Raw genomic sequence first — 25020 nt, forward strand, 5'->3', positions numbered from 1 at the left:
CCCCCCGAACCTCTCCCGCCCGGCCCCCACGCCCCCCCCCGCCTCCCCCTCGCCGTCCCGCGGATCCACCGACCCGCCCGGGTAGGCGTACACGCCCGCCGCGAACGCCATCGACGTGCGCCGGCGCAACAGAAAGACTTCGAGCTCCCCCTCCGCGCCATCACGCAACAACATCACGGTGGCGGCCCGACGCGGTTCGACAGGCGTCAGTTCCCCCCGCGCCAGCGCACGAATCCGCTCCGGCCACTCGACCGGGTACCACTGTTCGCCGGTTCCGGTTCCTGTCATGTCCGGATGCTACGGCCCGGACCCCGCGGTCAGCGAGTGATCCCCGCCTCACGGGCCGCCGCCAGCCAGTCGGGGAACTCCCCCATCAGCCGGTCGTAGAGGTCTCCGTCGGAGAGCGACCGCGGATCCGTCCCGGCCGGGAAGAACCCGGCGTTGTCCAGGGAACGCCTGATCGGCACCGGCAGGTCGTCCAGCTTCCGCAGGAACGCGAACTGCTTGTCCTCGGGGTCCCCGAACCCCACGAACTGCCAGAACAGCGGCAGCCGTGCCGAGGCGCACAGCAGCTGCTCGGCGGCGGCGCGCGAGGTCGGGCCGCCGTCCGTCTGGAAGATGACGAAGGCCGGATCCGCACTGCCCGACGCCATGTGGTGGTCGAGCACGGCCTGCATGGCGATGTGGTAGTTCGTCCGCCCCATGTGCCCGTACGAGGCGTGCAGCGCGGCGATCCGGCCGCGGTAGTCGTTCAGCGAGACGTCGGCGACGCCGTCGACACCGGTCGAGAAGAAGACGACGGGCACCACGCCGTCGTCGTCGAGGTGCGCCGAGAGGGCGAGCGCCTGCTCGGCCAGGTGCTGAACGGTGCCGTCCTGGTAGTAGCGCCGCATGGACCCCGACCGGTCGAGGACCAGGTACACGGCCGCGCGCTGCCCACCGAGACCCAGCTTCTCCAACGAGACACGCGCCGACTCATACGCCGGCACCAGCCCCTCCCCCGCGGCCGCCCGCACCTTCTCCAGACTGATCGCCGAAGTACCGCCCATGTCCCCACCCCTTTTCACCATCTCCCTTCCACCCAAAGCGGGTTGAAAGGGAAGGTTCCCGGAACGGTACCACCGGGCCCCGCCTCTCATGACTGCTCCGGGGCGGAGCCGCGCTGCAGGATCAACCGGTGTGTCGGACCAGCAACGATTCCGGGACGTTCGACAGGATGGCGGGCTCCTGCGGGCCGAGGTGGGCGAAGTGGAGATCCTCGCAGGCCCGAGTACACAGCACGAAGAAGCGAAGACGCGCTTCGACGCTGGTCGGATCCTCTGTATAGGCGTCCAGGTCCGGTACGAAGACGCTGTCGAACTCCAAGCCCTTCATGCTGGCCGTGCTCACGATCCGGATACGGCGCCTCGAGAAGTCGACGGTGTCACGGTGTCGATCGTCATGGACGTACGCCTGAGTGTGCTTCGCAAGCCCGAGGTGTGTGAGGCTGCTCTGGATGTCCAGCAGCAATCGGGTGGACCGGCAGATGATCCCGATACTCCGCCCGGGGTGCGCGGTGAAGTACTGGGAAACGCCCTTGAGGAGATGCCCCAGGGAGGGGACTTTCAAGAGAGTGGGTGTACGACCGACGCGTTCCGGCAAGGGAACTTCGTCCCGGGCCTCCTTGTGGAACTCGGATGCCAGCATCGCGATCTCACGGCTGTTTCGGCGGTTACGGCGAAGCACGAGTGGATCAGCCCGTACGGCGAGTGCACCGCGTATCTCGGACATGGTGCTCTGATCGTCGCCGATCCGCTGGTTCTCGTCCGCGAACACGGTGACCCCGACGCCGAGGACGCGACACAACTGGTAGAAGCCGACCGGGAGATTCTGGCCTTCGTCGATCACAAGGTGCGCGGCCGACCTGACGTTCTTCAGGAGGCAGTCCCGCTGCATCTCGATCCAGTCATAGCTCCACCCCCCCTCGTCGGTCTTCGGGGGGCCGGTCGAGAAGCGAGCGCGCCAGAAAGTCCTGACCCACCGATGGTAGGTGGTGATGTCGAAAGCTTCCGTGAGGTCCGGCGCCAGTTGCGCGAGGTATTGGCACAGCAGATTGGAGCGCGTGACGAGGACGACATCGCGCCCGGCCGTTGCCATCGCCCACGCGCGGTAGACGGCCATCACGGTCTTTCCGCCGCCGGGGGACCCGGTGATGACGTGACTTCCGTGGAACGGAAGATGGATGACTGCCTGCTGCTCGATTTCAAGATCGAGGAGAGAAGGGATCTTCACGGCAGATCGACGGCTTCGGCCGATTCTTCGAGCGCGGCCTGGACGACTTCCCGGAAGAACCCGGGCACTTCGCTGTCTCCGATCAGCAGTGTCCTGTCCAGCAGCGCGTTGTCGATCTCGCAGCATGTCTCGGGAAGCAGCGTGCACGCATGGCAGGCCGCACGGTTGAGGTTGGCCAGGGACCTGCCTGTCGAATCGGCGCACAGAGGGTCCTGCGAGCACCACTGCGCCGATTCGAGCAGTCGGATCAGTGTCTCGGCGAGGTTCGGTGGTTGCCCTTGGCGGACGAGCCCGCCCAGCGTGCCTTCCGCGTCCCCGGCGGCTGTGTAGATGAATACGCCTGCCTGCGGCGGAAGTTCGCTGCCCTGGGTGTGGCTTCGGGCGTAGACCCGTTCCCGTAGCGAAGCTGCGTTGTACCCGCTGTCGTACGAGAGTTGGCGGATGAAGTGATGGGCCAGGGTGTGCAGCATCACAAATCGGGGGAGAAGTCTCGGACCCGATTTACCTCTGAGCCGGTCGGCCTTGAAGGAGGCGTCGAGGTCGCGCTCGATGCGTCGTGTCCGGTCGCGCACCGACGGAAGCCTCTCCCAGGCGCTCAGGCGTTCCTCGTCGACGGCGATGAAGATTCCCTCACCGTACGTTTCCACGGCGGGCAGCCATTGGGCCCGCGTCTGCGTGTTGACCGACACCACGCGCCCGCCCACGCCCTCCTCACCGTCGCCTGAGCTGGGCTCGTAGCGCGAGAATCCTTCGAGGGCACGCACCTCGCGTACCCGGTCGGCGACGACGACCGCGGAGATGCTCGCAGCCAGTTCCAGCATGGATTCCGCCTCGTCGTGGTCGATCCCGAGATGGGTCCGGCGGACGGAGAACGTCTTCGAATTGGGGACGGATCCCGGGACGGAAAAGGCAGCCCACTCAGCGATACTGAGGTCGTCGTCCGAATCGGCCGCTGACGGCATCGAGGGGACCTCCTCAGCATGGCGGCGACGCAGAGATTCGACGAACTCCTCCGAGACCTGGCACTGCTCGGCGATCACAAGTCTCAAAGCGTCGCAAACAGGACCACCGACCGCACTCTTGAGATCCGGCCACAGTCGGTGATCGACGACCTTCCGGGTCAATTCATCTTCCTCGGGCAGGCCGTCGGGCGCGGGGATGTCGATCGCCGAGTGCGTGATCGGAAAGTACACGTTGGAGGCGCCACGCTGTACCGCGTGCGGGGTCTCCTCGCACGGATCCGCCTCGTCGCTCTCCGGTTGCCAAGGATGGGTTCCCGGGCATTGCAGCCCCGTCTGCTCGAGGATGTTCTTCTGGCTGATCCCTGCCAGAGTGCGCCCGGCCCGGCAGACGGCACAGACGACGCGCAGGGCTTCCAATCCTGATGATTCAGGAGTGGCGATGAACCGCAGCCGGCGGACCTGGCATTGGCGCTGAGCGTGCCCTTCACTCCTGGAGTGCGCCCAGCGACGCCAGTCGATGTCGGCCATATGACCTGCCCTACACACCTGGATGAATCGCATCGGGGCCAGCTGAGGTCTTCCCGCGCAACGCCTGCAGGTCGGTTGCTTGTCCCGTTCCTCGTATTCCGAACGCCAAAACTGAATCTCCCTGCACTGAGGGCAGAACAGCCACCTGGGGAAACGCACGTACGAGGGTCCGATACGGGACGCGAAGGCGGCCTTTCCCGACGGGATGACGGGGGGTGAGCGGAATCCCTCGACCCTCAGTTTCTCCGCGAGCCGTGGTGATTCCACCCGCTCGCCCCTCGCGGCCCAGCTACGGATGTCCGCGGCCACGAACGATTCGCCTCGGAGGTCGATGATCCCGCCGACGCCGAAGGGGACGATGGTCTGCGCCCTGCGGACCTTGCGCCGAATATCCTTCACTGCGCTCATGTTCCCTTCACATCGACGAGGCACTCACGGTCGACGTTGCGCATCGACTGAGCCGTCTCCCACCGGCCGTCCTGCTTGCCGAAGTCGGTGAGGAGCGAGGTGTGCAGGCGCCCCTGGGGCCGATAGTAGAGACGACTGCCCTCGCCACGCGCGATCTCCGCCTCCTGCTGCCAGGCTTCGATCAGCGAGTCCAACTGTTCGGCCGCATCTTCCGCCTCGCCGGGATCAGCCTGCCGCACGTGAGCCACCACGAGGTCGCGGATCCGGGCGACTTCGACCGTGTGGTCGAGGATGTCGCCGGCCTTGTTCTCGGCGTTCAACCCGATTCCGTGTCGCACCAGGATGGTGAGCACGGCGTGCAGCGCCCGGTTGCGGGAAGGCATGGACCACGGTGTGACGCTGGTCGGTTCGACGTGCCGGTAGAGCGAGCGGTGGTAGACGCCGAACGACTCGTAGTGGGACCGGTCGCGTGGTTTGGTCGAGCGGAACAGCGTGACGATCAACCCCGGTACATGACGTCGGCCGACGCGGCTGGTGGCCTGAATGTACTCCGATGTCGTCTTGGGCTGGCCGTTCATGAGCATGAGGCCGAGCCTCGGAACGTCGACGCCCACGGAGAGCATGTTGGTCGTGGCGAGGAAGGAGACGCTGCCGCGCTCCTTGAAACTCTTGCCCAGGCGCTCGAGGAGGCGTGGCTGCGCAGCGCGTGGGACGTTGCTGGTGAGCTCGACGACCGAGTCGTCGTTCAGTTGGCGCCGCCGGGTGTCGTCCTTCGTCAGATGCTCGAGACGCGCGGGAATGTCGTCCCTGGCGATGGTGACGGTCCGTCCGAGCTCCCGCAGGCTGTTGTGGTAGGCGACCGTGGTCCAATACGCGTCCCGGAGGACGTCGTCGTCACCGATCTCCTTCGGGGCCTGCAATCCCGCGGCACCCACATGAACGGTCGCCGTCGAGGCCGTATGTCCCTGGGCCATGACTCCTACATACAGCCTTCCGGGCTTGTCCTTGTCCGGCGACGCGAAATAAGAGTGACCGGCCTTGATCCCCGGGGGCGGGAAGAGCTGTGCGGGGCGACCGTAGAGGCTGCGGATCTGCTCGCGTGAGCGTCGGATCGTCGCCGTCGATGCGATGACCTTCGGCGCGGTTCCGCCCCAGGCGCACAGTTCGAGGATGGCCGATTCGTACAGACCCACCGTAGTTCCCAAGGGACCGGCCAGCAGGTGCAGCTCGTCCTGGATCACCAGCGAGGGTGGGCGGTTGCCGTTCCTGCCGAAAAGGTTCCCCGCCGCCGGCTCCCACGCCAATCGCGCGAACTTGTCCACTGTGCCGAGAACGAAGGTTGGGGGCTCTCGGTAGATCTGTTCGTCCACAACGGACACCGGAAGCCACTCGTGGAAGACACAGGTGCCGCGCGGACAGAAGAACGAAGTGGTGACTCCGTCCGCCCGAATTCCGAAGTCCGGGTCTCTACCCTGCCGTTCCGGGACGATCTCGGTGCCGCACCACGGGCAGCGCTCCAACAGGAAGCGATCGTCCGGCTCGTTCGTCTGCTTCAGGGCGCTGAGTGCGTCCTGCGCGGCGGAGATCTTGTTCGGCGTCGTCTCCTGGCCCACCCAAAGTCCGATGGAGATGGGCTCCTGCCCCAGATCGTGAGGCAGCGGCCCGTCGTGCCCCCTCCTGATGTACTCCAGGGCACAGATGGCCGTCGCCGTGCGCTGAAACTGCTGGGTGGTGAGGAGACTCAGCGTGTACCGGCTCAGAACGGCCGTACCGCCCCCGGCCGCGCCGAAGCGCAGCCGGCGCCAGAGGATCTCGAAGCAGGCGGTGAGGAGGTAGGCCTCCGTCTTGCCACCACCGGTGGGGAACCAGATGAGGTCGACCGTCTTCCGGTCCTCGTGCTCAGGGATCATCAGGCCCTCGACCACGAGCAGGAAGTACGCGAGTTGGAACGGGTGCCACGCGTAGTCGCCCCCGGGCTCGGTCAGTTCCACCACTTCGCTGTTCCTGCGGCGACGGCTACCCGCCAGTTCCGGGCGGCTGTGGAGCATTTGGAGAGCCATGGCCCGATTGGCCAGGCGAAACGCCTCGCGTGCCATGGCTCCCCCCGAGGTCGACGCGGTGAGTGCCTCCACCCCGGACGTCATGCGGTCGAGTGCGGTACCGATGCGGTCGAGGATGCGCGCGGCGGGCGCGGCGGCCCATTGACGCATGTCCTTGACCTTGGACCGCTGGCTGTCGAACCACGTGCGATAGCCCAGGACGAAGGAGTGCAGTTCGGCGCGGAGGTCGTCCACTGCGAACCCGGGTTGGGACAGACGCGCGAGATTGAGTACCGGCAGGTTCCTGGGTCCGTCGGGTTTGATGTGCTCGACCACCTGCTGAGGCATGACCTGCGCCCGAACGGTGGTGACCGGGTCGGATGCGTCGTCCCACTCGACGGCGCATCCGTGTCCCACGGCCCGGGTCACGATGTGTCGGTACTGGACGCGGAGTTCCTGCTCCTCCTCGTCACGGCTGTTGAGACGAGTGCTCGGATACTCGAGGATCGACCCACCGAGTGTCGTCGCCTTCAGCTCGGACTGGAAGAGCATCAGGTCGCGATCTTTGTGCGTGCTCTCCTCCTCGTCGTGCGCGTTGGCCAGCACGCAGGTGACGAGATGCCCGGCGCCGAAAGGGCGCCACCGGACGTGGAGACGACCGTGGCCGTCCAGGACGGGGATCGGGGTCCGCTGCCTCTGCTCCACGGTGACGGTGCTCGTGGTGGAGAGTCGCGGTTGCCTCCGCCAGCTGCGGCGCCCGCCCTCACGGGACGTCACATAACGGGAACCCCCGCACGTCACCTCGATGTGACGTGCGTCGGTGAAGAACGAGAAGCCGAGAGAGGACGGCAGCCATGCGTTTGCTTCGGCCACCGGATCGTCGGCGAAGGTGTCCTCCTCTCCGTTTCCGGCCTCGGTCCCGTTGAAGGCCTGCTCACCATCCTCCTCCTGCGAGTGCTCCAGGGTGGAGGCTCCGCGGGGATACAACGTGCCCATCAGGTAGCGTCGGTCGGGCGGGTCGACGAGCGTCTCGTCCTCTGCGACGGCCGGGCCGACCAACTGTCGGCGGAGGTACGTCACGAAGTCGGCCCGGTGCGCGGAAAGCCGTGATTCGGAGTCGTTCACTTGAGACGGCCCTCCCGCGTCAGCACGGCGACGCCCAGGTTCTTCAGTGTCTCGCGGGTGCCTGGGCGGCAGGCGACCCAGAGCTGTGCGCGGGCCCTGGTCCAGGCGACGTACAGCCCGTCGAGGCGCCCTTCGAGGTGTTCTGGTTCGAGGTCGATCAGACAGACGACGTGGCTCTCGTGACCCTTGAAGTCGGAGACGGATGACCAGGTGAGACGGTGTCTCGCGCGGTCGGTCCCGACGACATCGGTGAATCGCTCGATCTTGGAGGCTCGCTGGGACAGACGGGCCGAGCTTCTCTCCCAATTCCCGGAAGCGGATAGCAGCGTGATGTCCCGCGGCGAGACACCCTCCCGCACGAGTTCGTTCACATAGGCGTCGAGAAGGGCTGCCTCCTCCTGGGCGTCGCGCACGTCGGCGAATCGGGCCGGCTCACCCTCGCCCGCGGAGGCGACGCCGAGGTCGGCTCCCGTGTAGAAGTGGACCTGCTTGACGATCTGCACCGTATTCCGGCAATTGCGCTTCATGGGTCCGTAGACGGAGCCCAGTGGGCGCAGGTACTCCCAGGCTTCGGAGTCATAGGTGTCCGGGGCCAGCACCTGGTTGTTCTGATCCAGCATGAAGATCCAGTGCCCTTCGGCGAGGCCGCCCGACACCAGGTCCTCCAGGGTGCTGAGACTCTCGAAGGTCATCAGATCCTGGGCCTCGTCCACGATCAGTTGGTCGAAGGTGCGACCTCTGACCTCGTCCAGACGGTGGAACGGCAGGACGGTGATCGGCTCTTTGGCGAGGATCCGATCCATGTGGGTGGCCAGTGTGGTGCTCGCACAGGTGAACAGGACACTGCCGGTGGCGGATGTGCGGCGGGCCGCCTCGGCGGCGAGAAACGTCTTGCCGGTGCCTGCGCCACCGGCCCAGATGAGGCGTGGGTTCGACTCCAGTTCGTCGAGTCTGTCGATCTGTTCGTTCGTAAGACGTTCGAAGGCAACGTCGAGATGGGTGAGCCGGGACTGCAGATTGGGCACCAGGTCGAAGTCTGGGCGGATCGCTTCGAGCATCCTCTTGCGCAGGGAGGCGGAGACGGGGGCGCCCGCCCACTTGTTGCGCTTCAGCCAGAAACGAGTGGCACGTTCCAAGCCCCGCGCCAGGCCGCGTCCGCCGTGGTAGGCAGTGCTGCCGAGATACTGTTCGGGCTCGAACTCGGTCGTGCGTTCGATGTCGACGTCCGGGGTGATCACCAGGTATCCACTGCCGACGCCATGGCGTCTCAGGTCACCGACCAGGGCGCCGATCTCCCGGTCGAACTCATGCATACCGCCGCTGGCCTGCACGAAAGGGCTTTCCTTGGGCCCTGTTTCGCGGCCGGGCGGGCCGTAGTACCACGTGCCGTCGCGCTGCACGACCCGACCGCCCTTGACCTCGATGAAGAGCAGGATGTCGGGCATGATGACGACAAAGTCGATCTCTCCGACACGCTTCTTGTGATGCCGGGGGAGATGAACCGTGTGCAGCGCAACGCTCTGGGCGTCGGGAATCGCCTTGAGCGCCGAGAACACACTGCGCTCGGCCTGGCTCTCGGTGCTGCCAGAGATCTCGCTCGGAATGATCCGCATCAACTCTCCCCATGCTCACGCAGACAGGTCATTAAGATACCGAGTGGTGGATCCGTGGGGCTCGGGCCCTGGCGGAAGTACTGGCAGCGGCGGCCCGGTGAGTTGTGGACCGCGGGCGGACACGGACGGAGCGCGCGGGGGCGAGATGACCGAGGAGCGGAACGGTGCATCCGGCAGACGGATAAATGCAGCCGGCCGGGACCTGGCCGTCGACCTCGTACGTCGATTCATGAAGGAAGGGGTCGACGCCCGCACGGCCCTGAGCCAGGTATCGAGCGCTGCACGCCTCGATGCGGAGGAGACCTGGATCCTGTACGAGGCCGTGGCGACCGTGGCGGTGGAGGACGAACTCGTCGAAGACGGGACGGACACCACACCGGGTGCGACTGTCGACCACGGGACCGGGCCCGACGAGGGCTTCGACGACTTGGAGTCCCCCGACGACGAAGTTGACCTCCCGGACCTCGAATCCCTTCGTGGGACGGTGCGCGTCACAGACAAGCAGGCGGCTCGTCGTGTTGCTCGGGATCTGCTCGAGGTCGATCGGAGGCGGGTGAACCCGCATCGGCGTCTGCTGAGCGCCGAGGAGGAAGTAGGGCTCTGCCTCCTGTTCCGAGGCGCCATAAGGCCGTCGGAGTCATTGCCCGAGGGCTACCTGGCGAGGCTTCCTCGGGATGGCGAAGAATACAGGGCCTTATCCGCGATGGTCATCCACAATCAGCGTCTTGTTCTCAAGATCCTGCATGGCATGGGGCACTGGCCGGGCAGTGCGATGTACGAAGATCTTGCGCAGCACGGCACGATCGGGCTCATCCGTGCCGCCGAGAAGTTCGACGTCTCCCTGGGCTGCAAGTTCTCCACCTATGCCACCTGGTGGGTTCGACAGCACATCACTCGCGCCGTGATCAACGAAGGGTCGGCCATACGGCTCCCGGTCCATGTCTGGACCGATATGGAAAAGGTGCGGAGGAGGGAGCAGGAGTTTCTCGGTCAGGGGAGAAGGCCCACTGTGGACGACCTTGCCCTGGCGTGCGAGCTCGATCCCGCAAAGGTTGAGGAGTATCTGCGCCTGGGCCGTCGGGCGGTTCTTTCGCTCGAACAACCCGTCGGCGAGAACGTGACTCTCGGAGAACTGGCCGTCGATGAGTTGCGGCCTGTTCCGGGCCCTGAACAGGCGTTGTGGTCCACATTCGAGCGCCAGGGACTTTTCCAACTCTTCGATGCCTGCGTTTTCACGGAGAGGATTCGGAAGCTTCTTCTGCTGCGGTTCGGGTTCTTCGACGGCACATCCTGGACGCTGGACGAGATCGGTAAGCGACTCGGAGTGACGCGCGAACGCATTCGGCAGCTCGAGAAGCGTGCGCTGAAGGATCTCAGGATCCAGGTGGGACTGGAGCCCGACGATCCGGAAGCGGAGCGCCGTCGTACGAACGCAGCCCGAAGAATCGCTCAGGAGGCTGCCGAGAGGATCTCACGTCGCGGAGGCTCGGCGGGGCGCGCCGGCATGGGCGGGCGCGAGTCGCTGCCGAACGGCGGCAACGGTGTGGCGGAGACAGAGAGCAGTTCCGACGGGAGAGAGGGAACGGTGGCTTCGAAGAGAACGGAATTCGCTCGGTGGTTGGCCGAGCGGATGCAAGCAAATGGGACGGACGAGAGCGAACTGGCACGCCTCCTGGGAGTGCCGCGAGCGCCCGTCGAGGCCTGGCTCGACGGGCGCTCCGTGCCTCGCCCGGACTTCCGGGTCACGATGCGTGAGATCCTCGGAGACCCGGACGGTGGCGGTCAGGTCTCCTCGATCGGTGGAGATCAGCAGGACCGATCCGCGGAGACGTCGGTCGTGTGGTACCACCGTCCCGCTCACGATGACGGCGGGCGGGAGTTCGGCAACGCGGCGGCCTTCGCCTTCGAGGCCGATCTGGAGATCCTGGCCCGGGAGGCGACCCAGAACAGCCTGGACGAGCGCGACAGGAGGAACAACCGCCCCGTCAGGGTCCGTTACACCCTGCACGAGCTCACCGGTGCGACTCTGGCGCAATTCCGCAGGGCGATTCGCTGGCACGACCTTCAGCCGCACTACGAGGCGGCAGCCGCGCAGGACCAGAAGGTCGGGCGGGTCATCAGTGCCGGCTTGCGCGAGATGTACGAGCGGGATCGGCTGGTTCTTCTTCGCGTCGACGACTACAACGCCAACGGCCTGACCGGTGACGACTACGAGGACGGCCGATTTGCAGCCGTGGTCCGGCGCCAACTGGACAGCCACAAGTCCGATGTGGCCGCCGGCGGTTCATACGGCCTCGGCAAGGCCACCCTCTGGGCGACGAGCCGTCTGGGGCTCGTTCTCATGAATACCACACTCTCCGAAGCGCACGAGGGACACACCCACCGGCGGCTGATCGGACGACTCGATCTGCCGTGGCGTGAGGTCGTCGGTAGGAGATTCGCCGGCCCGGCGTGGCTGGGCCGGCCGGACACCGAGGCGGACAACGCCGAGGTGGCACGGTCCTGGTGGGCCGACGAGGAGACGGTCGCGAACCTGCACCTCACCCGCGAGAACGATGAACCCGGCACCTCCTTCCTGATCGTCGGAGCACACGACGTGGCCAGCCTCGCCGAGGCCGGACAGGACCACGAAGGCGATGTGGGTGACGACGAGGACAGCCTGGAGCGCATGCACCAGCGGTTGGTGCGTGCGCTCGGTCGTAACTTCTGGGCCGCGATGACGGCGGGCGGCGACAGCAGTCCGCTGCTGGAGGCATCCGTGCGGACGCTCCGCAACGGCGTGGAACACATGGAGGAGGAGCGGGTCGATCCGCAGGTGCATCAGCCCGCGCGCTCGCGCGCTCTTCAGGCGTTCCTGAGCGGCACCACGGTGGATCGCCTCACCGAGGCGGGTCAAGTGGCCCTCGCCACTGTGCCGCTGAAGGTGCCCGGGCGCAACGGTGTCACCGACACGGCCGGTGAGCACCGGGCCGTGCTCCTCATCACCGAGGCCACGGACGCCGACGGCAAGATCAACCAGGTGACCGCGATGCGCGGCAACCGCATGACGGTCAAGACCAGTTGGGTACCGGGCCTCCCAGTGGGGACGAACCCGTTCCAGGCCGTTCTGCTCGCCGGCCGGGCGGCCGGGGACGAGGCGCCGTTCGCGGCCGAGGCCGAGGAGTTCCTGCGGTCCTCCGAACCGCCGGAGCACAACAAGTGGGGGCAGACCGAGGAACTGAGGATGCGCTACTCACCCTCGGCCCATCGGCGGATCGCGGCGTTGACGTCGGCGACCAACAAGGCCGTGCACGACCTCGTGGCGATCCCCAAGGAGAAGAAGCCGGGTGCTACGAGCAAGGTGAGCAAGCGGCTCAGGATCTCGGGCAGGCCCACCATCAGGGCCAGGGGGACGGTGACGCCTCCGAAACTGGACGACCTGGATGCCGTGATCGACGCCTCTGGTGCGTGGCAGATCACCGCCGAGGTCAAGGTGTCGCCAGGGGAAGAGCCCTGGCGCATGAGCCCCGTGGCCAAGCTGGAGGTTCGCTCGGGCCCCCGTCCCGTGGTCAAGTGGGCCGAGCTCGTCGCTGTCAGCAACTGTGAGCTGACCGACGGCGTCCTGCATTTCGCTCCCGGGACGCGCCGTGCCGTCTTCCGGGGCGTCACCGATGTGTCCACACACCCGGTGCCGGCCGCGCTGACCGGGCTGGTTGTCGAACTCCACGAGAACAAGGGAAGCGTCGCGTGAGGGCCTATCCGTACCCCCGTCTGACCGGCGCGGTGACGGCGCGCGTCACGGCCGTCCGGCTGCGCGGCCCCGGCGACACCCGAGAGCAGTTGGACACCAAGGGATACTCGGTTGTCGAGCAGGTCGTGGCACTCGGCAGGGCAGAGCGAGACGACTGGCAGACCGCGCGGCTCGCCGTGACGGCGACCGTACCCGTTCGTGAGATCACGACGAAGGGCCACTGGACCGATGTGGCGGTTGTCGCCGTTCTGACAGAGGGGGCCACCAACGCACGCACGGTTGCCCGGTTGAAGCCCGGTGCGGAGGGTGCCAAGGACTGGTGCGGGGAGATCGAGCTCGACCGGGACAATCACCTGGACCGGGCGTCCCTCGCCGTCCATGTGGTGGCCACAGTCGGGGGGATGGCGGGTCGGATCATCGGCTCCACCGACCAGCAGTGGATGATCGACGTAACGTCCGACGCCCCGCTCAGGGCTCGCCAACTCGAAGTCAGCACAGTCAGTTTCGCCCGCGGCGCCGAGTGGTTGCGGAGTTTCCGGGAGGCACCTTGGATTGTGGACACCTCGGGGCGGATGCCCACCGTACGCCTGAACTCGGACTTCGAGGGCCTCGTTGCCCTCGTGGAGGGCCGGGGCTCGAAGGTCGAGAGCGTGGTGGGCGAGATGCTGCTGGCGCAGATGTGCGTCGATGTGTGGACCGCCGTTTTTCACACCGCGATCGGCGACCTGGAGATCGAGGATGACGGGACTCCGCTCTTCCCGCCCGACTGGCGAGGTGCGGTGCTCCGCGAGATGCTCCCCGACGTCGTCCCCGGGCGGTCGGTGGAGGACGCTCTCCGAGAGGTACACACCCGACGCACCGGCGAGGGGAGTTGGGCGGATCTCCAACCGCGTATCCAGTACGCGGCAGCTCGCCGTGCCGAGGTCCCCACGGCGTTGGCCGCCACTGTCCGCGACATCGAACGACTCGACCAGGAGACCCAGCCGTGACCTCCCGCCCCGATCACCTGCCGGAACGACTCGCACTGATCTCCGATGTGCAGGCTGCCGAGTACATCTCCACGGGACTGCTCGAGGGACGCGAGGACGTTCCTTCCATCGCGCTCAACAAGGTTGCCGAGCCGCTGGCGGGCGACGACGCGCGGCTGCGGCTTCACCGAGTACGGGATCTGGTCGACGACGCCCTCTACAGGTTCCGGGCCGAGCGCCCCACGGCGGCGGATGCGTGGCTGGCCCCACGTCTGCACGAGACCCTGCGATTGACGCGCAAGGAAGCGGCCGAGAAACGACTCTGGACGTACATGGCCCTCGGGGTGGCGCCGGACTACGTCGTCTGGCGCCACCTGTCCGAGCCGAAGGCGGACGGTTCGCGGGGGCGTGTGGCCCGGGACAAGTTTGTCGGCGCGCACTACAAGCAGGCGTTCGCGCGCCTCTGGTGGGCGGCCGAGCTCTTCCGCAACGGCTCGGACTACCGCCCCGTCGTCGTGGCCTGTGGCAACCAGGACATGCTCAACTCCGCTCTTCGGCTGGACATCGTCGATCACCGCCCCACCGCGCTTGCCCTCGTCGGACTCCTGGAGAGAGGAACGGTGCGCACCGGTCGCGAGGTCAACGCCCTGACACCCGCGGTCAATACCGCCGCGGCGACACTGATGTACGACGTCATCGCCCCGGACGTGGAGAGTGATGGAGAGCCGTCGCGGGAGTGGATCGCGGGGGCCGCGTCAGCCCTCCCGTCCCCCCGGAACGCCCTTCCCGAGGGTCCGGAGGGGGAGCGTGTCCCGGACGAGGCGGTTGCGACCCTGGTGGCCCACTTCGCGGAGTTGTTCGCGGACGCGCCGGTCAGAGGGCGGACTCCCGAGGAGCACCACTGACCTTGTGCGAGTCCGGAGGGCATCGGCTTTCGTCGCCGCACCCTCGGGAGCGCAGTTCCTCCGTGTAGGTCTGGGGCACGGTCGGCCACGTGGCAGCGACCGCCAACTCCTCGTCCGAGGGAGCTCTCCCCCGCAGCGCCCTGCTGAGTATGTGCATGCCGAGCCGGGGTGGTACCGCATTGCCCACCTGCTGCGCCTGGTCGTTCCCCGACCAGGGGTAGTTGTGGGGGAAGGTCTGGAGGACTCCGGCCTCCGGAATGGTGAAGCGGTCGGACTTCCCCGCCTCGTACTCCGCGGTGCTCTTGTACACCTTGTTCCGAGAAATCTTGCCGGTCACCGTGAAGGCAGGCTCGGAGGACAGACGCCGACCTCGATTCTTCGGATCGCCCCCGGAGCCGTAGTTCGAGACGACGAAGAAGTCCATCTCGCCATTCGTCCGGAGCCGGGACACATCCACGGGCGAATCATCGAGTCTGCTCGCCGCGTCGAGGGCCTCCGCCATGGAGAGCCAGCGCCGCCTGGTCCCGGGAATCACACTGTCGGTCGGGAGCATGTCCGATTGAGCGGGGTCGTACTTCCCCCGATGAAGGTCGAAGGGCAGATGAGTCGCTTCGAGCGACGCGACGGCCCCCTCCGCCGGGAGTCGGGCGACGAGTACGGCGCGTGTGCGTGTCTGCGGGACCCCGAACTCCTCGGTCTTCAAGGCCCAGCACTCCGCTTCGTACTTGACGCCCCGGAGACGTCCTTCGCCCCTGCGCAGCAGCTCCGCGTAGACCTCCCAGAGGGGCAGGACCGTGGGCACCTGCTCCAGAACGATGAGGTTGTACGGTTCGCGGCCCTCTGTCTCGATCGCCTTGAGGAGCCAGCGGAGAGGCTCCAGCACCAGAGCGGTGCGAGGGTCTACGCCAAGGGCGTGCAGATCCTTGTCGATCTCGGCTTCGTCCTCCCCGTGCACGAGGCGATGCATGAACTCCTTCACCGTGTCCAGCGCCAGCCGTCCGGCGCCGTTTCCCGCGACGGAGAAGGATTGACAGGGGGGTCCGCCGGTGAGCACGTCGACCGTTTTCGGGATCTCATCGAAACGGGTCTCCCGCATGACGCTCACATCGGCGTGAATCGTCTGCAGGCCCGCCGCGTAGCGCGTCTCGCACGCATTCCGGTCCCACTCGATCCCGACGCTTTCGAAGCCCAGGAAGCGCGCGGCAACGTCGAGTCCACCAGGACCTGCGAAGAGGTCCAGGATCCGGACCGTGTCGGATTGATGAACCTCTGTCTCCGCGCTGATCATGGGGTCGAAGTGTAGCCGGCGACGGAGGTGGCGGGCGTCGCCAAGGCGGATCGGATCGCAAGCCCCAGGGCCCTGGCCACCGGCGGTGGGGAGGCATGCCCGATCTGGCGATAGCGGGCCGTCTTCTTACCCGAGAATCCCCAATCGGACGGAAAGCCCTGCAGAAGCGCGGCCTGATCCGTCGTGATCCTCACCATCCCCTGCCGCCCCGTTTCCGGCGCCCAGGCGAAGTCCGGGCTGGGAACGTTGTCGGCCACGGTGCCTCCATCGACCCCCATCCGGGCCCACGCCTTCTTCGTCCCCGTCGGGCCGAGATCCGCGCCTCCTCTACTGTCCGACCCGCCCACCAACGTCGGTGCCACGCCGATCGCCTGGGCTGCCCATCGGTCGGCGTCCCGCCAACCGCCCATGGCCATGGAGGAGCGGAGGGCTTGGCCCACGGACAGATGCTCGCGAACCGTCGGCTCCGGTGGGCGGAACGCGTCGAAGTACTGCTTCCTGAGCGCGACGAGGAGCCCTTGCTTCCGGTCCTGCGGCACCCCGAAGTCGGCTGCGTTCAGGAGGAACCATCGGAACCGATAGCCGAGATGATCCAGCTCCTTGCGGATCAGGTCGCGCACCGGCTCGAACTCGGGCGCGCCCACCAGCCCCGGTACGTTCTCGATGACCAGGGCTCGGGGCTGGACGGCATGCGCAAGGTAGACGGTCGCCTCCAGCAAGCGCAGCTCGGCCCCGGTCTCGGTCCGCGCCACGGTCGCGCTGGACTTCACACGGGGCAGTCCGGCCGACAGCAGATCGACGTCATAGATCTCCTGGTGCCGCGAGGGGGTGAAGTCCAGCAGGTCCGTTTCCAGAACCTGCCAGGCCGGACGGTTACGGCGCAGTGTGTCGCAAGCCACGGCCTTCTTGTCCAGGAGCAGTAGGGGTTCGAAGCCGGCCTGTTCCAGCCCCAAGGCCAGCCCACCCGCCCCCGAACACACGTCGACGGATCGTAGTTCGCTCATCGGCCCCCGCCCTTCGTGAGTCGTGCACGCCTGTCCGCCTTCTCGCGCTCGACGGCCGCGGCCACCTGCAGCATGACGGCCTCCGGTGACTCGTGTTCCCAAAAGCGCAGGACCGTCCACCCCTCGGAAAGCAGCTGTTCGTTCGTCTCCTGGTCCCGCTCGATGTTGCGATCAAGCTTCTGTCGCCACCATTCGGCGTTCGCCCTGGGGCTGGTGGCGTGCTCCGGGCAGCCGTGCCAGAAGCAACCGTCGATGAGGACGGCCAACCTCGCGCGGGTGAACGCTATGTCGATCTTGCGTCTGCGCATGCCCGGCACCGGATAGTGGGTCCGATAGCGGTATCCGGAGGCATGGAGGAGCTGCCGCACCGCCCGCTCGGCACCGGTGTCCCGGTTGGTCTGCCGGCTCATCCGGGCCGCGACGTCGGCGCTGGAGGGGGGTGCGGCACGCATGGTTCCAGTGTCCTGCTTCTCGATGTCGTTTCGGCCCCGGCGCCCGGAGTCACACCGATCGGAGTGCCCGGGGGCGGAAGAGGCCGGCCCTGCCTGATCCGGGACCGCCTCAGGCCCCCGTCCCGTACCCGGTGATCGAGTACGCGTCGACGCGTGAGCGGTCCCCACCATGCTGTCATTGCCCTCACCGTGCCGGAAGGGCGCCCCGGCCGCCCCAGCACCGCCCTGAACGCGGAGCGGGCGCGAGCCTTGCTCGCCGCGGCACGCGGGTCGCGGGTCGCGGGTGTACGCGTAGCTAGTGCTCTCACTCCTCAGCGGCGTGCGCTGATTAATTCTCACGTAGTGGGGCCTGCTACGTAGAACCAACATCTCCGGTGTAGCCTTACCTCACGTAGCGTCATTCACTACGTGAGACAGGTCAGTCACGTCTACAGGAGCAGTGATGGTCGAGGCGAAGCAACAGCAGATGTTCGGGTTCGTTCCATATCCGGCGATCGGCTACCGTATGGGCGGCCGGCAGATGGTGGCGACGGCGATGACGCCGATCGACTACACCGGTGTGGTGGGGCTGCGGGAGGTATGGGACCCGCTGTCCGGCGGTGGGACCAACCGCAAGGAGGACAAGGCTCACCGGCAGCGCATCGCCAAGTACATCGAGGAGACCGAGGAGTACGTTCTCAACTCGATTCTGGTGTACATCGGGGAGGGTGATGCGAAGTTCGTTCCCGACGATGGTGCCCCCGATGGCCAGGCCGTCAAGACGGGGGTGTTGTACGTCCGGCCGGGGGCCAAGTTCAAGGTCGGGGACGGCGGCCACCGCACCGGCGCCTACACCGACGTGGTCGAGGCGCATCGCGACTTCAACGACGACGTCTATCAGCGCTTGGCCACGAGCGGGCAGCCGATCATCGTGGTGCTCGACGACGACCAAGTGCGCCGTGCTCAGGACTTCACCGATCTCCAGAAGAATGCCAAACCCCTGAGCGCGAGCATCGGTCAGTCCATGGACCGTCGGAGCGCGCTGAACCGCGTCCTGATCGAGAAGATCATCAAGCGGGACGACATCCCCATCTTCGCCGAGGGCCGTCGCGTCGAGTTCCTCACCGATACGCCGGGCAAGCTGAGCGCCAAGACGATGTCGTACAAGACGCTGCGCTATGCCAGCGGAACGCTCCTGGTTGGCACCGGCCTTCGCGACACGCGGGGTTGGGAGGACGCAGTGGAGCTCAAGATCGCATCGGACGAGAAGGGTTCCATCTCAAAGATCGTGGACTTCTGGCAGGGACTGGGGGAGCTGCCGACGCTCAAACAGTCGCTGGCGCGGGAGAAAGGCGTAGCGCTGCTCAGGAACGACACATGGCTCCTGAGCGCAAATCTGCTGTACGCCATCGCCGCAGCCGTGCACCAGGTGGCGTTCGAGGACAAGCAATGCCACCTCGCCGCCTGCATGAGAGAGCTTCACGACTTCGACTTCTTGCGTGGCAGAAACAGTCCCTTCGTCGGTACCTTGGTGGATCCGGTGACGTTCAAGGCCGTCGCCGGTCGAGGTGCCTGGGAGGGTGCGGCCGAGGTGCTCGTGGGCCACATCGGCCCCGGCTCCGGAAAGAACTGAGCCACCGGACAGTTTCACATCTTCTTCGTCGCGAACTTCGCATGCAGTTACCAGTCCAGGCACACCAGGAGATCCTCGTGTCGGCACTCAACCAGCAGATCGTCCATGCGGCCCTGAACGCAGCCACCCTCGCCGACGCCGAGGCGGTCCAAGAGCTGATAGCCCAGTCCTTCGCCGCCGAACACCGCCGTCCGGTGGGCGACAAGTGGAACAACTTCGGCCTGATGGGGTCGTCGGGCAGTTACGATCTGAAGCTCATCGAGCTCGTGACCAACATGCAGGACAGCGTCATCGAGCGGTTTGCTCTGCAGCACTACGGCTCAAGGGCGAACGTGCCGTTCGAGACCCCTTTCGAGGCGACCGGCGAGCTTCTCAAGTATCTCGACTCCGGTGAGAAGTCGAACTTGGCCGTCACCACGTTCGAAGACTCCGATGCACCGGCCAGCAAGACCAAACGCCTGACGGCCATGTTCAGGGACAAGGGCTGCGGTATGACGCCTACCAGCGTGCCGAACACGATCTTCGCGCTGGGAGGCAGCAACAAGGAAGACGCTCTGTACCTCCAGGGGGCCTTCGGGCTCGGTGGCGCCATGACCTACCGCAACGCCAAGGCGGTCGTGGTCGTCAGCCGGCGTGCTCCGGCGCTCCTGCAGGACGGTGAGGAGGACCGGATCACGGTTGCCGTGGTCCAGTGGCAGGACAACACCAAGGGCCAGACGGCCTACTACCTTGTGGATCGCGAGTGGCATGCCGCAGGGGACACGGCAGAGCCTTGGTCGTGTCCCCACGAGGACTACGACGACTTCGAGCCCGGTACCCATGTGGCCCTCGTTTCCTACCGGGTTGACGGTGTCCAGCGTCGGCGCGAGGGCGATGCAAAGTCCTTCGACGTCGTAACCAACACCCGGCTCGTCCACCCCGTGTTCCCGACCCGGTTCGTCAACAACACGACGCGGGGCCGCAGCACCCCTCTGGGAGGTCTGGCACACCGGCTGGAAAGGTCGGAGTACGACTTCGAGCGGGGCGAGGAGACTCTGCCCTTCAACCACCAAGGCCGGACGTATCAGTTGCCCGTGCGCTACTGGCTCTTCGCGGGAGGTCCGAAGGACCCTGGCGGTCGCGATAAATTCCTGGCCAGCGACCACGCCGTGCTATTCACGTCGAACGGGCAGGTACACCATCACTGGAGCCCGCGGGAGGTGCGGGACCAAGCGGGCCTCAACAGGCTCTACGACCGCCTGCTCGTCATCGTGGAGACGGATGAACTGCCCATTCATCTGCGTACCAGTCTCTTCACCGCAGACCGGAGCGAGCTTGTGAGGGGCGACGTTGCCCTTCGGTTGGAAGAGGCCGTCCGGGCGCTGATTCGGGATTCCGCCGTTCTCCGAGAGGCCAACAACGCGCTCATCCGCGCCTCTTACCAGGACAAGAGCGACCAGCCGACGGCGGAGATCGCGCGCAGGATCAGCCGCGCGCTCACCGTGAAGGGGTTCTCCTTCAGTTCCGGCAACGGCAACGGCAACGGCGGCGGCGGCGGTCAGGGGGCCGGCCGAACGGGTGGCGGTGGAGGGGGGCTCAAGCCCGTGGTACTGCGTCCGGACCCTACGCTCATCACAGGGCCGGCCACCGTCCGGGCCATCTTGGGAACCACTCGCTCGATCACCTACACCGTGGATGTCGAAGACCCGTTCTACGAACGACGTGGACGTCTCCGCGCCATCTGCGACCATCCCGACATCGTCGAGGATTTCGAGATCACCGCGGGCAAGGGACGCAACGGCCGCGTACGGGTCATGGTGGCGGTGCCCGAAACCGCAGAACTGGGTAAATACGAACTCCGCATAGTGCTTGAGGACTGGATCCGTGCGGCAGGTGGGCTGGGACACAGGATGGAGCACGTCACCAGGCTGGAGCTGGTGGAGGACATCCCTGGCAACGGGACGGGCACGGGCACGGGCAAATCCACCAAGGGAGCGCAAGGGCAGGGAGGGCCTGGACCGGGCAGCAATGTCGCACTCCGGTGGACGAGCCACGAGTCAGAAGACAACTGGGAACGCGTCACCGTCGGGTCTGTCGAGGATGTACCTGCGTCCATCCTCGCCAACCAACAGTCCGACTACGCAGAGCTGCGGGCCCTCGGCGAACAGCTCATCCCGACTGTCCTGCTCAATCAGGAGTATCCGCCCTTCAAGAAGTACCTCGCCGCGCGGAACAAGGAGCTGACCAGCGACAAGCGGGCCCGGGAGCAGTACGCCGTTGGAGTCGGTGTTTCCCTCCTTCTCCTCCAGCAGAAGCTCGACAAGATCAAGGATGCCGGCGAAGCGTTGCCCGAAGACGACTTCATCGACGAAGCGCGGCGCGCAGCGGCCGGTGCTGTACTCGCCGTCATGCCCGCCTTCGACGACCTGGCGAAGGAGATAGGCCTTTCCGGATAGCTGCCAGGGCACTGGCAGGTCCATTTGTCCGGGGACCGGACCGGAGTACGCGACGTCCGACCAGGCGATGGCCATCCCGAGACGTGCGGGCTCCGGGCCCTCGGGCTGCCCCGCCGCTGCGTCGACGCGCTCAGACAGGACCGCGGGCGGCAGGACGAACACCGGAAAGCTGCGGGCTCGACGCGCAGGAACGGGGCCTCATCCTCGCTTCGGAGGTGGGCGCCGAGCTGAACTCGACAAACGTCCAGTGTACGTTCCGCCGGACGATCGGCAATGCAGCCAGCGTCGTCCCGAGCGAGCGGACGCCTCGGAGCTGCGGCACAGCTTCGCGGCACTGCTCTCCGACCAAGGAGTCCCGCCGGGGCAGATCTCCCGTTTGGTCGGGCACTCAGCACCTCCGTGACGGAAGAGGTCTTCCGCGGGCGGGGAACGGTGGTCACGCAGTTGGACACGCACGCGTATCGGCCCCCACCTACTGAAAATAGTAGGTGGGGGCCGACCTGCTGTTTCTCTGTCGGGGTGGCGGGATTTGAACCCACGACCTCTTCGTCCCGAATGAGGTTCGGGCGTGATCATCACCGGCCTGTTTGCTGTTTCTCCTGGTGAGGGCGTCGGGGTGCGGTGGTCTCGGGTGGTCTTGAAGGGGCTCGGGGAGCAGATTGGCTCCCAGACGGCTCCCAAGGCGAGCTGTCACTCGTACGTGTTATTGCAGAGGGCCCGGGCGCGGTGTGGGCTGAGTTCATGCATCGTTGGTCCCCCCTGAACGAGCGGCAGCGCGGGCTCCTTGGTCGGCTCGCGGCCGGTGAAGAACTTGGCACACAGGAACAGGGCGACCGGCGTTCCGCCTACGCGCTACGTGACCGTGGGCTAGTAACGATCGGGCGCAGCGCCGGGGTTCTACAGGCGCAGGTCACTGAAGCCGGGGAATTCTGTCTTGAGCACGGCCATCACCCGGATCACCCCTCATACGCCGACAGCGGTATCGACCAGAGGGCGAAAGAAGCCCCCTCGACAGGCGGCGGTAGGTCGCAATCCACACCTGTCAGGCGGAGCCCGAAGCCGTACAGCGAGGGGTCAGTCGCACGTGCCCGGCGCGCGAAAGCGGTCGGCCTCGTCGAGCGGCTCGTCGCCGAGGGGCGTGTCACGATCTCCAGTCCCGACGAGGACGAGGAAACGGAATGGCGACGCGTGATCGACTATGCGAAGCGGCACGGACTCGCCCCGCAGGGAAAACGCATCGAAAAGACGCGGATGTGGGACCGCGACCTGCAGATTGCGCTGGTGGAGGGCCCGCACCCCAACTCGCGTAAACAGTCACCCGGGGACGCGCCACCCGTCTGCGTTCCCGCCCAACTGCGATCCCCGCATCGGGTCGTGAGCAAGCTGAGGGATGACGAGGGGCGGCTTGTGATGCCGTCTGCCCTCCGTCGTCGGGCACTTCTTCTATTGCAGGGCTTGGCCGCCGAGGCTGTGCGGCGAGGGCATGAAGTGAAGGATCATCCCGTCGCCAACCGTCACCACAGTCGCGAGTACTCCTATAACGGACAGCACTTTCCGTCACGCTACTCGCGGCGTGAGGCCGAAATAGACGTGGTCGTCGACGGCTTGGTGTACACCATCACGGTCCAGCAGGAGTTCCCGCAGTCAACTGACCCTGAGCGCTCACGGAAACTGGTGATCGAACTCGGCTACAGCCGATCCACTCGGCAGCACCGCTGGGCCGATCGTAAACGGTGGAGCCTGGAGGACGTTCTCGGCGCGGTTCTTCGAGAGATCGAAGCCCGGGCCGTGGAAGACGCCCAGCACAAGGTGGACGAGGAGCGGGCCAAGGCAGAACCTGAGGTCCGCTGGAAAGCGGCCATGGCGGAGGCGAAGGAGCAGGCCATCCACGCCCAGTTCGCCGAGGTGCTGTGCGCACAAGCGAGGAACTGGCAGGAGACGGTGGTGCTGCTTGCCTACTGCGACGCGCTGGAGCGACGGCTGGCGGATGCGGACGGCGTCGATGATACGACGGTGCCCGCGGCGCGTCAGTGGCTGACATGGGCGCGATGTCACGTACAGGCCGTCGACCCGCTTCGTCGACTGCCCGCCATGCCGACGCCACGAGATCCGAAGCCGGACGACCTGAAGCCTTACCTGAAGGGCTGGAGCCCGTATGGACCCGAGGCACACAGCATGGGATGGAGCACGAACTGAATGGTCCGCGGAGCCAGGCACTGCCTGTCGGCGATCAAGGACTCGATGGTGACCGGCCCACCCACCACACGCGCCGCGCACGGTTCTTCCGTGAGCTGCGCCGAGTCTTGAGACGGGCTCCACCAACCACCCACGCGGGTCCACGCCGTCCAGATCCGGCAACTGCAACCAAAAGTGCAACCACGGTACGACGAAGGCTTCTCGCGGTCGGGGCCACGTTTCCGCAGTTCCGAACCTCGCTCAACGCAGGCGAAGGCAACTGGAACTGCAACTGGCCGGGCGCTGCCCACGTCAGATCTGACCCACGGTGTCATGAGTTCTGCTCAATGGTGAGGGAACACAGCTACGCGTGCTGCCAGTCGGCGGCGGAGTCGAAGTTGGCGTCGGTGATGCCGTGGCCGGATCGAACTCGTACGGGCTGGACTGCCGAACAGCGGGTGAAGATCACGGGCCATGCGCAGCGCCGACGGCGGGCGGCGGCTCGGGCGTGCCACCTGCGCCGACGCGCTCCCGGGGCTGATACACACCACCCAATGCTTCTCGCACGCCCTTTCCGCTCAAATCCCGGGCTAATTCCCTGGCCGGGACAGCACTCGGGTTCGACTACGAGGTGGGGTATGGAGCGCTCGGCTCAGGGGACAGCACGGTGCGGCACAGATGACACGGGCGAGCGGCGGCCCGCCCGCTTCCTCGGCAGCCTGTCAAGGCCGGTCCGGGAGGAACTGTTGAACATCGGTTCCTCGCAGAAGTATCCGCCCGGCGAGAAGATCCTGGTGGAAGGGGCGCCGGGCGATTACATAGTGTTCCTGAAGTCCGGCTGCGTGAAGGTCACTGGCAAGCTCGGCAACGGGCGCGAAGCCCTGATTGCCATCCGTGTCGGCGGAGACGTGGTCGGGGAGATGTCCGTGATCGACGGCGTGCCCAGGTCGGCCACGGTGACAGCGTGCGACGACATCGACGCACACGTCGTCCAAGGCCGAGCGATGCGGAGCTTCCTCGAAAAGTACCCCGAGGCCGCCATTCAGATCGTACGGATCATTAACCGCCGCCTGCGCTCCGCAATTTCCTGGCGCATCGCCTTCGGTGAGTTCCCGGTTCGAGTACGGCTGGCCCGGGTGCTTGCCGAACTGGCTGAGAACCACGGTCGGCCCGTCCGGAAATACGGCCGTCTCGCCCACTCGTACACCCTTATCTGTGTCAACCTCACGCACACCGAACTCGCCGCGCTCGTCGGAGCGAAGCCGGAGACGGTGCAGAAGACGCTGGCAGCTTTCCGCGCAGAAGGGATCGTCACGACCGGCAGCCGCCGGATGGAAGTGATCAAGCTGCACCGCCTCCAGGCGATTGGACTCCTGCCGACGACTGGCCGCTGACAGGAACAAGGAACCCGCCTTTTTACGGCCAGCTCCGAGGTATGGCCCCACCGGCGGCACAGTTGGCGTCCAGCTCAGCCAACTGCCCAAATCGCTATTGAGTAGGTGATG

15 protein-coding genes and 2 pseudogenes are annotated in these 25020 nt (G+C 66.3%); 8 read left to right on the forward strand and 9 right to left on the reverse strand.

Features of this window, described 5'->3' with window-relative positions:
• The 6 genes and pseudogenes from ADY01_RS36785 to ADY01_RS08250 all read right to left on the reverse strand — a co-directional run.
• Nucleotides 1-288: pseudogene (locus tag ADY01_RS36785) on the reverse strand (NUDIX hydrolase); the annotation flags it as partial.
• 29 nt (nucleotides 289-317) lie between these two features.
• A complete protein-coding gene (locus ADY01_RS08230) occupies nucleotides 318-1049 on the reverse strand; it encodes a vWA domain-containing protein (RefSeq protein WP_107081670.1) in 732 nt (243 codons plus the stop codon).
• A gap of 121 nt (nucleotides 1050-1170) precedes the next feature.
• Nucleotides 1171-2271, reverse strand: a complete 1101-nt coding sequence (locus ADY01_RS08235) for an AAA family ATPase (RefSeq protein ID WP_049568157.1) — start codon at nucleotides 2269-2271, stop codon at nucleotides 1171-1173.
• Entirely contained in the window at nucleotides 2268-4169 is a 1902-nt protein-coding gene (gene drmB, locus ADY01_RS08240; RefSeq protein WP_063784155.1) for a DUF1998 domain-containing protein, read from the reverse strand. The genes ADY01_RS08235 and drmB overlap by 4 nt, the downstream gene beginning before the upstream one ends.
• Nucleotides 4166-7333 (reverse strand): helicase-related protein, encoded by a 3168-nt coding sequence (locus ADY01_RS08245; RefSeq protein ID WP_049568163.1) that lies wholly within the window; start codon nucleotides 7331-7333, stop codon nucleotides 4166-4168. Before ADY01_RS08245 ends, drmB begins: the two co-directional genes overlap by 4 nt.
• Entirely contained in the window at nucleotides 7330-8946 is a 1617-nt protein-coding gene (locus tag ADY01_RS08250) for a nuclease-related domain-containing DEAD/DEAH box helicase (RefSeq protein WP_049568167.1), read from the reverse strand. The genes ADY01_RS08245 and ADY01_RS08250 overlap by 4 nt, the downstream gene beginning before the upstream one ends.
• 703 nt (nucleotides 8947-9649) lie before the next feature.
• Here ADY01_RS08250 and ADY01_RS41765 point away from each other — a divergent pair.
• From ADY01_RS41765 to ADY01_RS08265, 4 genes and pseudogenes are all read left to right on the forward strand, one after another.
• Nucleotides 9650-10315: pseudogene (locus ADY01_RS41765) on the forward strand (sigma-70 family RNA polymerase sigma factor); the annotation flags it as partial.
• A gap of 261 nt (nucleotides 10316-10576) precedes the next feature.
• Nucleotides 10577-12676, forward strand: coding sequence for a hypothetical protein (locus tag ADY01_RS41770; RefSeq protein ID WP_049568222.1), 2100 nt, complete (start codon nucleotides 10577-10579; stop codon nucleotides 12674-12676).
• A gap of 32 nt (nucleotides 12677-12708) precedes the next feature.
• Nucleotides 12709-13665: a hypothetical protein gene (locus ADY01_RS08260; protein ID WP_234320136.1), complete on the forward strand. Its 957-nt coding sequence runs from the start codon at nucleotides 12709-12711 to the stop codon at nucleotides 13663-13665.
• Entirely contained in the window at nucleotides 13662-14549 is an 888-nt protein-coding gene (locus ADY01_RS08265) for a DUF6339 family protein (protein ID WP_049568173.1), read from the forward strand. Before ADY01_RS08260 ends, ADY01_RS08265 begins: the two co-directional genes overlap by 4 nt.
• On the opposite strand, the gene ADY01_RS08270 is transcribed toward ADY01_RS08265, so the two are convergent.
• Genes ADY01_RS08270 through ADY01_RS08280 form a run of 3 tightly spaced genes read right to left on the reverse strand, consistent with a single transcriptional unit; the run spans nucleotide 14518 to nucleotide 17293 of the window.
• Entirely contained in the window at nucleotides 14518-15837 is a 1320-nt protein-coding gene (locus tag ADY01_RS08270) for a DNA cytosine methyltransferase (RefSeq protein WP_049568176.1), read from the reverse strand. The two genes, ADY01_RS08265 and ADY01_RS08270, sit on opposite strands and share 32 nt — an antisense overlap.
• Nucleotides 15834-16841, reverse strand: a complete 1008-nt coding sequence (locus tag ADY01_RS08275; RefSeq protein WP_049568179.1) for a DNA cytosine methyltransferase — start codon at nucleotides 16839-16841, stop codon at nucleotides 15834-15836. Before ADY01_RS08275 ends, ADY01_RS08270 begins: the two co-directional genes overlap by 4 nt.
• Nucleotides 16838-17293, reverse strand: a complete 456-nt coding sequence (locus ADY01_RS08280) for a very short patch repair endonuclease (protein WP_049568183.1) — start codon at nucleotides 17291-17293, stop codon at nucleotides 16838-16840. The genes ADY01_RS08275 and ADY01_RS08280 overlap by 4 nt, the downstream gene beginning before the upstream one ends.
• A 442-nt stretch (nucleotides 17294-17735) precedes the next feature.
• Here ADY01_RS08280 and ADY01_RS08285 point away from each other — a divergent pair, with 442 nt between their 5' ends.
• The 4 genes from ADY01_RS08285 (at nucleotide 17736) to ADY01_RS08300 (ending at nucleotide 24909) form a co-directional block, all read left to right on the forward strand.
• Entirely contained in the window at nucleotides 17736-18905 is a 1170-nt protein-coding gene (locus ADY01_RS08285) for a DNA sulfur modification protein DndB (RefSeq protein ID WP_049568186.1), read from the forward strand.
• A 77-nt stretch (nucleotides 18906-18982) separates the two neighbouring features.
• Nucleotides 18983-21340 (forward strand): hypothetical protein, encoded by a 2358-nt coding sequence (locus ADY01_RS08290; RefSeq protein ID WP_159001040.1) that lies wholly within the window; start codon nucleotides 18983-18985, stop codon nucleotides 21338-21340.
• 741 nt (nucleotides 21341-22081) lie between these two features.
• On the forward strand, nucleotides 22082-23536 hold the full coding sequence (locus tag ADY01_RS08295; RefSeq protein ID WP_049568225.1) for a hypothetical protein: 1455 nt from the start codon (nucleotides 22082-22084) through the stop codon (nucleotides 23534-23536).
• A gap of 725 nt (nucleotides 23537-24261) precedes the next feature.
• Nucleotides 24262-24909, forward strand: a complete 648-nt coding sequence (locus ADY01_RS08300) for a Crp/Fnr family transcriptional regulator (protein ID WP_234320137.1) — start codon at nucleotides 24262-24264, stop codon at nucleotides 24907-24909.
• The last annotated feature ends 111 nt before the right edge of the window (nucleotides 24910-25020 follow it).

Origin of the sequence: Streptomyces sp. SBT349, from assembly GCF_001083795.1 — a bacterium.
GTDB lineage: Bacteria > Actinomycetota > Actinomycetes > Streptomycetales > Streptomycetaceae > Streptomyces.

Bases quoted from the DNA above. Each gene is read 5' to 3' on its own strand.
- ADY01_RS08285 (WP_049568186.1), top strand. From the start codon at position 17,736: ATGGTCGAGGCGAAGCAACAGCAGATGTTCGGGTTCGTTCCATATCCG.
- ADY01_RS08230 (WP_107081670.1), bottom strand. From the start codon at position 1,049: ATGGGCGGTACTTCGGCGATCAGTCTGGAGAAGGTGCGGGCGGCCGCG.
- ADY01_RS08280 (WP_049568183.1), bottom strand. From the start codon at position 17,293: ATGCGTGCCGCACCCCCCTCCAGCGCCGACGTCGCGGCCCGGATGAGC.
- ADY01_RS41770 (WP_049568222.1), top strand. From the start codon at position 10,577: ATGCAAGCAAATGGGACGGACGAGAGCGAACTGGCACGCCTCCTGGGA.
- ADY01_RS08250 (WP_049568167.1), bottom strand. From the start codon at position 8,946: ATGCGGATCATTCCGAGCGAGATCTCTGGCAGCACCGAGAGCCAGGCC.
- ADY01_RS08270 (WP_049568176.1), bottom strand. From the start codon at position 15,837: ATGATCAGCGCGGAGACAGAGGTTCATCAATCCGACACGGTCCGGATC.
- drmB (WP_063784155.1), bottom strand. From the start codon at position 4,169: ATGAGCGCAGTGAAGGATATTCGGCGCAAGGTCCGCAGGGCGCAGACC.
- ADY01_RS08275 (WP_049568179.1), bottom strand. From the start codon at position 16,841: ATGAGCGAACTACGATCCGTCGACGTGTGTTCGGGGGCGGGTGGGCTG.
- ADY01_RS08295 (WP_049568225.1), top strand. From the start codon at position 22,082: ATGCATCGTTGGTCCCCCCTGAACGAGCGGCAGCGCGGGCTCCTTGGT.